The following is a 12,139-nucleotide window of genomic DNA, read 5'->3' as shown; positions in this document are numbered from 1 at the left end:
CTTACTGAATAACCAGCGTATTAATGATGTTTTCTGCGGTGGTCTGTGCTTTTTGCTGATCGTCAGCTGGCAGCGTAATTTGCATGGTCAGCAGTTGATTACCCACGTTACCCAGAATAACGGAAGAGTACGCCGTCTGGCCTTTCGCGGAGATAATGCTGTCTAACTGCTGCATTTTGTGACCTTTCAGCTCAATGGCTTTATTGGTTACCACTTGCAGCTGCGGATCGCGGCTACGTTGCTGATCTTCCAGGCGCTTCGCCAGCACCGCCAGATCTTCTTTCGGATCATCGCCCATGATGACGATGACTGCTTTTTGCCCGGTGGCGTCGGACCAGACATGCATGTTATTAGCCTGCGTTCCCAGCTTACCGCTCTGGTCGGTCATATCCGCTGGCAGCGAGAAACTTAACTTGCCATCAAGCAGGTTGACGGGATTCCCGGTAGCGTTACTTTCCGCGACCGAACCCTGCGCCGTAGCGTTAGTGTCTTTATCATCACAGGCCGCAAGCCCCATAACCAGCAGGCCAATTCCGACATATTTAACCAGATTGCGCATTGACTTCTTCCTTTCGATAAACGGCCATAACGGCTCATTCATCCATCTTATCACAACTCTGATAACGAACCTTTAACTCGCCTGCAAAGCGTTGATTTCGGATTTATCTGCCAGTCTTTTCAACAGCATATTGAGTAATACGCCATACATTGGCAGGAAGAAAACGATACTGATTAACACTTTGAAACAGTAATCGACCAGCGCGATTTCCATCCAGTGTTCAGCCATAAAGGCATCTGGGCTGCGCCAGAAGGCAATGAAGAAGAAGGCCAGCGTGTCGCTGACGTTACCAAACAGGGTGGAAGCCGTCGGTGCCAGCCACCAGCGACGACTCTGACGCAGGCGGTTAAAAACGTGCACGTCGAGGATCTGCCCCAGCGCGTAGGCCATGAAACTGGCGGTGGCGATACGGGCGACAAACAGGTTGAAGTGGGCGAGCGCGCCGAATCCTTGCCATGACCCCATATAAAACAGCGATGAGATGACGTAGGAGATCAGCAATGCGGGGATCATTACCGCAAAGATGATGCGACGAGCCAGCGGTGCGCCAAAAATACGCACAGTCAGGTCGGTAGCAAGGAAAATAAACGGAAAGCTAAACGCGCCCCAGGTGGTATGGAAACCAAAAATGGAGACGGGAAGCTGAACCAGATAGTTACTGGAGGTGATCACCAGAAGATGAAATAACGATAACCAGAACAACGCCTTATAGCGTTGCGTTTGCGAGAAAACGTTCATATTGTACCTTTTTGATTAACCATTGGGGTGAGGGAACCCAATACGTACGACACGTCTGTTACCTTAACATAATAACGTGCTGACCCTTTTTTCGAGCCGCCGCATGATACTGCTTTACGTTGACAATGCAATGGTTAATTTTCACGCAATCGTTAACCTGGTTTGCTTACGGACTCACAGGGCGTAAACTAGCGCCGTTTTTTTATGTGATGAGAAGAAAATGACCGATCTCTTTTCCAGCCCTGACCACACACTCGACGCACTTGGCCTGCGCTGCCCGGAACCAGTAATGATGGTGCGCAAAACAGTGCGCAATATGCAGCCAGGTGAAACGTTGCTGATTATTGCTGACGATCCGGCGACGACCCGCGATATTCCTGGGTTTTGTACCTTTATGGAACACGAACTGGTTGCGAAAGAGACGGATGGACTGCCTTATCGTTATTTGATTCGTAAAGGCGGTTGATGGGGGAAGATTGGCTTCGATGCCGCCTTTTCCCCTCACCCTAACCCTCTCCCCAGAGGAGCGAGGGGACCGATCGCGCTCAATGTTGCGATCGGTTTGCCTTATTTCCTGCGCAACAGCCTTAACGCATTCGCCGTCACCAGCACCGTCGCACCGGTATCTGCCAGCACTGCCAGCCACAGTCCGGTCATCCCTAACAGCGTCGTGACGAGGAAAACGCCTTTCAGCCCCAGCGCAATAGTGATGTTCTGGCGGATATTGGCGTGAGTGGCGCGTGCCAGTTCAATCATTTGCACCAGGCCGCGCAGGTGGTTATGGGTTAATGCTGCATCGGCGGTTTCCAGCGCCACGTCTGTGCCACTGCCCATTGCAATCCCGATGGCGGCAGCTTTCATCGCTGGCGCGTCGTTAATACCATCACCGACCATCGCCAGCGGCGCATGTTGATTCAGCTCGGTCACCGCTTTGACTTTATCTTCCGGCAACAGGCCCGCTCTAAACTCCAGCCCCAGCTCCCCGGCAATTGCCGCCGCGGCGCGTGGATTATCGCCTGTAAGGATCACCCCTTTGACGCCCAGCGTGTTCAGTTCACTGATAGCAGTTGCAGCATCGGCGCGCAGGGTATCCTGCAACGCAATGACACCCAGCACGTCATCATTACGTACTACCAGCACTACCGTTTGCCCGGCGCTTTCCAGTTCATTAATCAAACCAGCAAATGCATCAGCAGGATGTTTTCCGGCAGCGCATATCAACACGCGCTCACCGTTAACCTGCGCTTCAATGCCAGACCCGACCAGCGCCCGCTGTGATTGGGCGGTGGGAATGGCGAGTTCAGCAACCTGTGCTTCGCGCACAATGGCTTGTGCCAGTGGATGCGTCGCGCCTTGCTCGACCGCCGCCGCCAGTGTCAGCAGTTCAGATTCACTAATACCCGTTGCCGGATGAATCGCGGTAACGCGCGGTTTACCGACGGTCAGCGTACCGGTTTTATCAAACGCCACCTGGGTAACACGACCCAGCTGCTCCAGCGCCGCGCCGCCTTTAATCAACGCCCCACGACGCGCTGCTGCCGCCAGCCCGGAGGTAATCGCCGCGGGCGTGGAGATAACTAAAGCACACGGGCAACCAATCAGCAGCAGCGTCAGCCCTTTATAAATCCACTCCTGCCAGCTGGCGGCAAACAGCAGCGGCGGCACCAGCGTCACCAGCAGAGCGACGGCCATAATCGCTGGCGTGTAGATACGGCTGAAACGGTCGATAAACCGCTCAATGGGGGCGCGACGCTCTTCGGCTTCTTCGATCAGTTTCAGAATCCGGTCAATGGCGCTGGCACCCGGTTCTGACAGCACTTCCAGCGTTACCAGACGGTCTACGCTGGTGGCACCAGCAGGGACTTTATCGCCCGTTGCGCGCTCCACCGGAATGGATTCTCCGGTCAGGGCGCTTTCATCAAAACTGGCAAACGGTGAGAGCAGTTTACCGTCGGCAGGCAAACGCCCACCTGCCGCAACTTCAATCACATCGCCAGGCCGCAGGCTGTTTATTGCCACCTCTTCACGCTCACCGTTACGCAGACGCGTGGCGGTTTCTGGCTTCAGCGCCATTAACGCGCTGACCCCTTGACGCGCGCGACTGGCGGCCCAGCCCTCCAGTCGTTCGCCAATCAAAAACAGCAGCAACACCATCGCAGCTTCAGCCGTTGCGCCAATAAACAGCGCACCAATAGCGGCTACGCTCATTAAGGTTTCAATGGCGAAGTAGCTGCCAGATTTGATCAGCCGTAATGCCTGACGAGCAATCGGGTACAGCCCAACCAGCGTGGTCGCGATAAACGCCAGTTGCCCGAACGGATGATTGAACTGCTCCAGACCCCAGCTGATTGCCATCATCACGATTAGCGTAATCAGCGGCAGATTCTCTTTCAGGCGTGATGCTTGTGGTTCGTCGGTAGCCTGTTCATCGCGCAGGGAATAGCCCGCTTTTTGCACCGCAGATTCAACTTGTGCACGGATGTCATTGTCGGCATCCACCACCAGTTTTTCGGTGGCGAACAACACCTGTACCTGATTCACGCCTGCAAGCTGGCGCACGGCATTTTCTACCTTGCGCGCACAGGCGGCGCAGTCCATGCCGCTGACTTTCCAGCTATAGCGGGTGCCGGAGACGTTTTCAGAGAGCGTTGGCGTGCTGGAACATGCGCCGTCGCAGCAACAGTCGTTGGTGTTCTGTACCGTAGTTAGCGGTTTGAACGCAGCAAAGTGAGGGGCTTTCTTGCCGTGATTGTCAGGAGTCGACATGGCATCCTCCGGTTAAGTTTTTTCTCATTAACCGAAGGATACACTCTGGAGTCGACTCCAGAGTCAAGTTTTATCAGAGATACAGCGAGCGGACGATGAGGAAATGACCGGCAAAGTAGCAGGCCGCAGCAATCGCGTTATCTGCCCGGAAGCGGCGGCGATAGTGACTACCCAGCCAGACAAAGTTACTGATAAATAGCAACGAAGCGCCGACAAACGCAGAGAGCGCCGGAGCGGTCGGACGGAAGAACCACAGTTCACCTGCCAGCCACACCATCACCAGCGTCATGCCGATAAACGTGCAGATAGGCCAACGATACTCTTCCAGCCGCGTCCAGATAATCGCCAGTAACAGCGCACCCAGAACCAGCAACACCAGTGGCAGAGGCCAGAAGAAAGAGAGCGTCATCTGACTGGCGAAATAGATGGTGTACAGCAGGTGCGAGAGGAAAAACGCGCCGATGGCGTACATCAGACGTTGACGTGGCAACAGGGTTAGCGCATCGCCCAGCAGTGAGGCGCACAGTCCCGCCAGCACCAGATAGCTAATGGCGTCGAACATCGGCGCTTGCCAGGCCAGCAACAGCAGGAGAAGAAGGGTTAATGGTTTAAATACCCAGCGTTGCCAGGTTGGCCCACGATACGATGCATCCACAGATAGCCATGCGGAAAGACAGACAGCGATAAACGACCAAAGCATCTTAGTTCCTTGAATTCGTTATTTTTTCGTAAGCGGAATGCCTACGGTCTTGCTTCCAGTTTAGTGGCGAGGGTGGACGGATGACAACACCATAACTGGCAGGGTATGCTTATTTCCGCATTTTCCGATGAGGGATAAAGATGAGTAAACCACCTCTTTTCTTTATTGTTATCATTGGCTTAATCATCGTCGCCGCATCGTTTCGTTTTATGCAACAACGACGGGAAAAAGCTGATAATGATATGGCACCGCTCCAGCAAAAGCTGGTGGTGGTGAGCAACAAGCGGGAAAAACCGATTAACGATCGCCGTTCGCGCCAGCAGGAAGTGACTCCGGCAGGCACCAGTATGCGCTATGAGGCAAGCTTCAAACCGCAAAGCGGAGGAATGGAGCAGACGTTTCGCCTCGACGCCCAGCAGTACCACGCCCTGACAGTGGGCGATAAAGGTACGCTGAGCTATAAAGGAACGCGCTTTGTCAGCTTTGTTGGCGAACAATAAGGTTATTTTTTAACTTTAAATTTCTTCTGCCAGACCAGCAGTTCAAACACGCCGAAAAGGAAAATGCGCACCTTTTCGGCGGTGGTCATCTGCGGGCCATCTTTCGGCAAAGTGGATTTCAATAGCGCCAGCTGCATACCATGCATCAGCACGGTAAAAATCAGCGCCACGTTAACGAAAATATTCAGCGGACGCGGGAAGGGATGCACCAGGTTGAGGATTAAAAATCCCCAAACGCAGAGCATTAACAAACGTCCAATATTAATCAACATCACTTTCTCCTTGTGCTTCGCGTTGATACAGCCGATAAGCCACCTGACCCGCCACTTTTTCCCGATGTAATGACCAGTTCGCCGGAACAGTGGGCAGACCGTTTTCGACTTCGCTTTCGACATAAATCAGGGCTTCGTCAGCCAGCCAGCCGTTATCTTCCAGTAAATTTATCGTCTCTTCTAACAATCCACGGCGGAACGGTGGATCGACAAACACGATATTATGCGGTGTGCCTTTTTGCGCCAGGAATGACATCGCGTTGCTGTTCACCACGCGTGCATTGCCTGCTTTTAGTGTCGCCAGATTCTTAATTAACTGCTGAGAAACCGCACGATCCATCTCAATCAACGTGGCCCCCGCAGCGTAGCGCGATAACGCTTCCAGCCCCAGCGCGCCGCTTCCGGCGAAGCAATCCAGACATTGGGCGTCAACAATGACCGGAGCCAGCCAGTTAAACAACGTTTCGCGTACGCGGTCGGTGGTGGGGCGCAGACCTGGGCTATCAGGAACCGGGAGTTTACGGCCTCGCCACTGCCCGCCAATAATGCGGATTTGGCCGCTGCCGGAATGATTCGGTTTTTTCATGATAAATTGCTCAATCCGCCAGATAACACATACTTGCAGGCGGTGATGTGAATTAAGTTAAGTGATAGACTATTTCATCATTTTTTTAGCTGCTATGTACATAGCGTTAACGCTGTGCCATGAAGCAACAGCGAGGAGTGTAGTCGCAAATGGCGAAAGAAAAAAAACGTGGCTTTTTTTCCTGGCTGGGCTTTGGTCAAAAAGAGCAGACCCCGGAAAAAGAGACAGAAGTTCAGAATGAACAACCAGTTGTAGAAGAAATCGTTCCGGCGCAAGAGCCTGTGAAGGCTTCTGAACAAACCGTTGAAGAGCAGCCGCAGGCGCATACTGAGGCCGAGGCGGAAACTTTTGCTGCCGACGTTGTGGAAGTTACTGAACAGGTTGCTGAAAGTGAAAAAGCGCAGCCTGAAGCGGAAGTCGTTGCACAGCCGGAACTGGTCGCAGAAGAAACGCCGGAGCCAGTGGCTATCGAGCGTGAAGAACTGCCGTTGCCGGAAGACGTCAACGCCGAAGATGTTTCGCCAGAAGAGTGGCAGGCCGAAGCGGAAACCGTAGAGATTGTCGAAGCGGCGGAAGAAGAAGCGGCTAAAGAAGAAATCACCGACGAAGAGCTGGAAGCACAGGCGCTGGCTGCCGAAGAGGCGGTGATAGTGGTTTCTCCGGCAGAAGAAGAGCAGCCGGTGGAAGAAATCGCTCAGGAGCAGGAAAAACCGACCAAAGAAGGTTTCTTCGCGCGCCTGAAACGCAGCCTGTTAAAAACCAAAGAAAATCTCGGTTCCGGATTTATCAGCCTGTTCCGCGGTAAAAAAATCGACGATGATCTGTTTGAAGAGCTGGAAGAACAGCTGTTGATCGCCGATGTGGGCGTGGAAACCACACGTAAAATTATCACCAATCTGACAGAAGGCGCATCCCGCAAGCAGCTTCGTGATGCCGAGGCGCTCTATGGCCTGCTGAAAGAAGAGATGGGCGAGATTCTGGCGAAAGTCGATGAGCCGCTGAATGTTGAAGGTAAAACGCCGTTCGTGATCCTGATGGTGGGCGTCAACGGTGTGGGTAAAACCACGACGATTGGTAAGCTGGCGCGTCAGTTTGAGCAGCAGGGTAAATCGGTGATGCTGGCGGCAGGCGATACTTTCCGTGCGGCAGCGGTTGAACAGCTTCAGGTCTGGGGTCAGCGCAACAATATTCCGGTGATTGCCCAGCATACCGGTGCGGATTCCGCTTCTGTTATCTTCGACGCCATTCAGGCCGCTAAAGCGCGTAACATCGACGTCCTGATTGCCGATACCGCCGGACGCCTGCAAAACAAATCGCACCTGATGGAAGAGTTGAAGAAAATCGTCCGCGTGATGAAGAAACTCGACGTTGAAGCTCCGCATGAAGTTATGCTGACTATTGATGCCAGCACCGGGCAGAATGCGGTAAGCCAGGCCAAACTGTTCCACGAAGCCGTTGGCTTAACCGGCATCACGCTAACGAAACTGGACGGCACGGCGAAAGGCGGGGTAATTTTCTCGGTGGCTGACCAGTTTGGTATCCCTATCCGCTACATTGGTGTCGGCGAACGTATTGAGGATTTGCGTCCGTTTAAGGCGGACGACTTTATAGAGGCACTTTTTGCCCGAGAGGATTAACAATGATTCGCTTTGAACATGTCAGCAAGGCTTATCTCGGTGGGAGACAGGCGCTGCAGGGCGTTACGTTCCATATGCAGCCGGGTGAGATGGCGTTTCTGACCGGTCATTCCGGCGCAGGGAAAAGTACCCTCCTGAAGCTGATCTGTGGGATTGAGCGGCCCAGCGCCGGGAAAATCTGGTTTAGCGGCCATGACATCACGCGTCTGAAAAACCGTGAAGTTCCGTTTCTGCGCCGCCAGATTGGCATGATTTTCCAGGATCACCATCTACTGATGGACCGTACTGTCTACGATAATGTGGCGATCCCGCTGATTATCGCCGGTGCCAGCGGTGACGATATTCGTCGCCGGGTGTCGGCGGCACTGGATAAAGTCGGGCTACTGGACAAAGCGAAGAACTTTCCTATTCAGCTTTCCGGCGGTGAACAACAACGTGTTGGCATTGCCCGCGCGGTGGTGAACAAGCCTGCGGTACTGCTGGCGGATGAACCGACCGGTAACCTGGACGACGCGTTGTCGGAAGGCATTTTACGTCTGTTTGAAGAGTTTAACCGCGTTGGGGTAACCGTATTGATGGCAACGCACGACATCAACCTGATCTCGCGGCGTTCCTATCGCATGCTCACCCTGAGCGATGGTCACTTGCATGGAGGCGTGGGCCATGAATAAGCGCGATGCAATCAATCATATTCGGCAGTTTGGCGGGCGTCTGGATCGCTTCCGTAAATCGGTCGGCGGCTCTGGCGACGGCGGTCGTAACGCGCCAAAACGGGCGAAATCCTCGCCAAAACCGGTAAATCGCAAAACCAACGTTTTCAACGAACAGGTGCGCTATGCCTTCCACGGCGCATTGCAGGATCTGAAAAGCAAACCGTTCGCCACGTTTTTAACGGTGATGGTTATCGCCATCTCCCTGACGCTGCCCAGCGTCTGTTATATGGTGTACAAAAACGTTAACCAGGCGGCGACGCAATATTATCCGTCACCGCAAATCACTGTTTATCTGCAAAAAACGCTGGACGATGACGCCGCTGCGGGCGTGGTGGCACAGTTGCAGGCCGAGCAAGGCGTGGAGAAAGTGAATTATCTTTCTCGTGAAGACGCACTGGGCGAGTTCCGTAACTGGTCTGGTTTTGGTGGTGCGCTGGATATGCTGGAAGAAAACCCGCTTCCGGCAGTGGCGGTGGTGATCCCGAAACTCGATTTTCAGGGGACGGAATCACTGAATACGCTGCGTGATCGTATCACCCAGATCAACGGCATTGACGAAGTGCGGATGGATGACAGCTGGTTTGCCCGTCTGGCGGCGTTAACCGGGCTGGTCGGGCGCGTTTCCGCGATGATCGGCGTGTTGATGGTGGCAGCAGTGTTCCTCGTCATCGGTAACAGTGTGCGCCTGAGTATCTTTGCTCGCCGTGACTCCATTAACGTGCAGAAACTGATTGGTGCGACGGATGGTTTCATCCTGCGCCCGTTCCTATACGGAGGCGCATTGCTGGGATTTTCTGGCGCATTGTTGTCATTAATTTTGTCAGAAATTCTGGTGCTGCGATTGTCATCGGCGGTTGCGGAAGTGGCGCAGGTTTTCGGAACGAAGTTTGATATCAATGGTTTATCGTTCGATGAATGCCTGCTATTGCTGCTGGTATGCTCGATGATTGGCTGGGTGGCAGCGTGGCTTGCCACGGTACAACATTTACGCCACTTTACGCCTGAATAATAAAAGCGTGTTATACTCTTTCCCTGCAATGGGTTCCGTAGCAGGGAAAGAGACCCCGTTGTCTCTTCCCGGTATTTCATCTCTATGTCACATTTTGTGCGTAATTTATTCACAGCGTTGCATTGAACTTGTGGATAAAATCACTGTCTGATAAAACAGTGAATGATAACCTCGTTGCTCTTAAGCTCTGGCACAGTTGTTGCTACCACTGAAGCGCCAGAAGATATCGATTGAGAGGATTTGAATGACTGACAAAATGCAAAGTTTAGCTTTAGCCCCAGTTGGCAACCTGGATTCCTACATCCGGGCAGCTAACGCGTGGCCGATGTTGTCGGCTGACGAGGAGCGGGCGCTGGCTGAAAAGCTGCATTACCATGGCGATCTGGAAGCAGCTAAAACGCTGATCCTGTCTCACCTGCGGTTTGTTGTTCATATTGCTCGTAATTATGCGGGCTATGGCCTGCCACAGGCGGATTTGATTCAGGAAGGTAACATCGGCCTGATGAAAGCAGTGCGCCGTTTTAACCCGGAAGTGGGTGTGCGCCTGGTCTCCTTCGCCGTTCACTGGATCAAAGCAGAGATCCACGAATACGTTCTGCGCAACTGGCGTATCGTCAAAGTTGCGACCACCAAAGCGCAGCGCAAACTGTTCTTCAACCTGCGTAAAACCAAGCAGCGTCTGGGCTGGTTTAACCAGGATGAAGTCGAAATGGTGGCCCGTGAACTGGGTGTAACCAGCAAAGACGTACGTGAGATGGAATCACGTATGGCGGCACAGGACATGACCTTTGACCTGTCTTCCGACGACGATTCCGACAGCCAGCCGATGGCTCCGGTGCTCTATCTGCAGGATAAATCATCTAACTTTGCCGACGGCATCGAAGATGATAACTGGGAAGAGCAGGCGGCAAACCGTCTGACCGACGCGATGCAAGGTCTGGACGAGCGTAGCCAGGATATCATCCGCGCGCGCTGGCTGGACGAAGACAACAAGTCCACGTTGCAGGAACTGGCTGACCGTTACGGCGTTTCCGCTGAGCGTGTGCGCCAGCTGGAAAAGAACGCGATGAAAAAATTGCGCGCTGCCATTGAAGCGTAATTTCCGCTATTAAGCAGAGAACCCTGGATGAGAGTCCGGGGTTTTTGTTTTTTGGGCCTCTACAATAATCAGTTTCCCCCTCCGGCAAAACGCCAATCCCCACGCAGATTGTTAATAAACTGTCAAAATAGCTATTCCAATATCATAAAAATGGGGTATGTTTTAGCAGAGTATGCTGCTAAAGCACGGGTAGCTACGTATAAAACGAAATAAAGTGCTGCACAACAACATCACAACACACGTAATAACCAGAAGAGTGGGGATTCTCAGGATGAACATAAAGGGTAAAGCGTTACTGGCAGGATGTATCGCGCTGGCATTCAGCAATATGGCTCTGGCAGAAGATATTAAAGTCGCGGTCGTGGGCGCAATGTCCGGTCCGGTAGCCCAGTACGGTGACCAGGAGTTTACTGGTGCTGAGCAGGCGGTTGCGGATATCAATGCTAAAGGCGGCATTAAAGGCAACAAACTGCAAATCGTGAAATATGACGATGCCTGTGACCCGAAACAGGCGGTTGCGGTGGCGAACAAAGTCGTTAACGACGGCATTAAATACGTGATTGGTCACCTCTGCTCTTCATCAACGCAGCCAGCGTCTGACATCTACGAAGACGAAGGCATTTTAATGATCACCCCAGCGGCAACCGCACCAGAGCTGACCGCCCGTGGCTATCAGCTGATCCTGCGCACCACCGGCCTGGACTCCGACCAGGGGCCGACGGCGGCGAAATATATTCTTGAGAAAGTGAAACCGCAACGCATTGCTATCGTTCACGACAAACAGCAGTACGGCGAAGGTCTGGCGCGTGCAGTGCAGGACGGCCTGAAGAAAGGCAATGCTAACGTGGTGTTCTTTGATGGTATCACCGCTGGGGAAAAAGATTTCTCAACCCTGGTGGCGCGTCTGAAGAAAGAGAATATCGACTTCGTTTACTACGGTGGTTATCACCCGGAAATGGGGCAAATCCTGCGTCAGGCACGCGCGGCAGGGTTGAAAACTCAGTTTATGGGGCCGGAAGGTGTGGCTAACGTTTCGCTGTCTAACATTGCGGGCGAATCAGCGGAAGGGCTGCTGGTGACCAAGCCGAAGAACTACGATCAGGTTCCGGCGAACAAACCCATTGTTGATGCGATCAAAGCGAAAAAACAGGACCCAAGCGGCGCGTTCGTCTGGACCACCTACGCCGCGCTGCAATCTTTGCAAGCGGGGCTGAATCAGTCTGACGATCCGGCGGAGATCGCTAAATACCTGAAAGCGAACTCGGTTGATACGGTGATGGGGCCGCTTAGCTGGGATGAGAAAGGCGATCTGAAAGGCTTTGAGTTCGGCGTATTTGACTGGCACGCCAACGGCACGGCGACTGATGCGAAGTAATCATTAATCGGCAACTTTGGGATGCCGCCAAATTGCTAATATCGAGTACGTTGCTTCATGCCGGATGCGGCGTAATGAACTGCACCCCAAATGTTGGACATAATCTGACATCTGAAGGTGCAGTTTATGAAACATTCATTTGAAGTAAAACTTGCCGCTGTAAATCATTACCTGGCTGGTCATGC

Annotated in this window: 13 protein-coding genes; 7 read left to right on the top strand and 6 right to left on the bottom strand. The window is 53.1% G+C overall.

What is annotated here, in order from left to right:
• Position 1: 1 nt before the first annotated feature.
• Together dcrB and ACJHX7_RS19115 are read right to left on the bottom strand one after the other, a co-directional pair.
• A complete protein-coding gene (gene dcrB / locus ACJHX7_RS19120; protein ID WP_001245295.1) occupies positions 2-559 on the bottom strand; it encodes a phage sensitivity protein DcrB in 558 nt (185 codons plus the stop codon).
• A gap of 72 nt (positions 560-631) precedes the next feature.
• Positions 632-1,297, bottom strand: a complete 666-nt coding sequence (locus tag ACJHX7_RS19115; protein WP_001100467.1) for a 7-cyano-7-deazaguanine/7-aminomethyl-7-deazaguanine transporter — start codon at positions 1,295-1,297, stop codon at positions 632-634.
• Between the two features lie 220 nt (positions 1,298-1,517).
• Here ACJHX7_RS19115 and tusA point away from each other — a divergent pair, with 220 nt between their 5' ends.
• Entirely contained in the window at positions 1,518-1,763 is a 246-nt protein-coding gene (tusA, locus tag ACJHX7_RS19110) for a sulfurtransferase TusA (protein WP_000130621.1), read from the top strand.
• Between the two features lie 101 nt (positions 1,764-1,864).
• Here tusA and zntA read toward each other — a convergent pair whose 3' ends face one another.
• Positions 1,865-4,063 (bottom strand): Zn(II)/Cd(II)/Pb(II) translocating P-type ATPase ZntA, encoded by a 2,199-nt coding sequence (gene zntA / locus ACJHX7_RS19105; RefSeq protein ID WP_094030328.1) that lies wholly within the window; start codon positions 4,061-4,063, stop codon positions 1,865-1,867.
• Positions 4,064-4,136: 73 nt separating this feature from the next.
• Positions 4,137-4,763, bottom strand: a complete 627-nt coding sequence (locus tag ACJHX7_RS19100) for a lysoplasmalogenase (protein ID WP_000964718.1) — start codon at positions 4,761-4,763, stop codon at positions 4,137-4,139.
• A gap of 140 nt (positions 4,764-4,903) precedes the next feature.
• On the opposite strand from ACJHX7_RS19100, the gene ACJHX7_RS19095 reads away from it, so the two are divergent.
• Positions 4,904-5,263, top strand: coding sequence for a DUF2500 domain-containing protein (locus tag ACJHX7_RS19095; protein WP_000042886.1), 360 nt, complete (start codon positions 4,904-4,906; stop codon positions 5,261-5,263).
• A gap of 2 nt (positions 5,264-5,265) precedes the next feature.
• Here ACJHX7_RS19095 and ACJHX7_RS19090 read toward each other — a convergent pair whose 3' ends face one another.
• The gene (locus ACJHX7_RS19090; protein WP_001295207.1) at positions 5,266-5,535 is read right to left on the bottom strand and encodes a DUF1145 family protein; all 270 of its coding nucleotides are present in this window, start codon (positions 5,533-5,535) and stop codon (positions 5,266-5,268) included.
• Complete coding sequence (gene rsmD / locus ACJHX7_RS19085; protein WP_000743195.1) at positions 5,525-6,121, bottom strand: 16S rRNA (guanine(966)-N(2))-methyltransferase; 597 nt, start codon at positions 6,119-6,121, stop codon at positions 5,525-5,527. Before rsmD ends, ACJHX7_RS19090 begins: the two co-directional genes overlap by 11 nt.
• A gap of 149 nt (positions 6,122-6,270) precedes the next feature.
• On the opposite strand from rsmD, the gene ftsY reads away from it, so the two are divergent.
• The 5 genes from ftsY (at position 6,271) to livJ (ending at position 11,954) form a co-directional block, all read left to right on the top strand.
• A complete protein-coding gene (gene ftsY / locus ACJHX7_RS19080; RefSeq protein WP_094030329.1) occupies positions 6,271-7,758 on the top strand; it encodes a signal recognition particle-docking protein FtsY in 1,488 nt (495 codons plus the stop codon).
• 2 nt (positions 7,759-7,760) lie between these two features.
• Positions 7,761-8,429, top strand: a complete 669-nt coding sequence (gene ftsE, locus ACJHX7_RS19075; RefSeq protein WP_000617723.1) for a cell division ATP-binding protein FtsE — start codon at positions 7,761-7,763, stop codon at positions 8,427-8,429.
• Positions 8,422-9,480, top strand: a complete 1,059-nt coding sequence (gene ftsX, locus ACJHX7_RS19070; protein WP_001042003.1) for a permease-like cell division protein FtsX — start codon at positions 8,422-8,424, stop codon at positions 9,478-9,480. The genes ftsE and ftsX overlap by 8 nt, the downstream gene beginning before the upstream one ends.
• A gap of 244 nt (positions 9,481-9,724) precedes the next feature.
• On the top strand, positions 9,725-10,579 hold the full coding sequence (rpoH, locus tag ACJHX7_RS19065; protein WP_000130217.1) for an RNA polymerase sigma factor RpoH: 855 nt from the start codon (positions 9,725-9,727) through the stop codon (positions 10,577-10,579).
• Positions 10,580-10,850: 271 nt separating this feature from the next.
• Complete coding sequence (gene livJ / locus ACJHX7_RS19060; RefSeq protein WP_001021994.1) at positions 10,851-11,954, top strand: branched chain amino acid ABC transporter substrate-binding protein LivJ; 1,104 nt, start codon at positions 10,851-10,853, stop codon at positions 11,952-11,954.
• Positions 11,955-12,139 lie beyond the last annotated feature (185 nt).

The organism is Escherichia sp. WS1451, assembly GCF_046487365.1.
GTDB lineage: Bacteria > Pseudomonadota > Gammaproteobacteria > Enterobacterales > Enterobacteriaceae > Escherichia > Escherichia coli.
The sequence above is the reverse complement of the archived record's forward strand: the minus strand, read 5'-3'. Positions and strand labels throughout refer to the sequence as shown.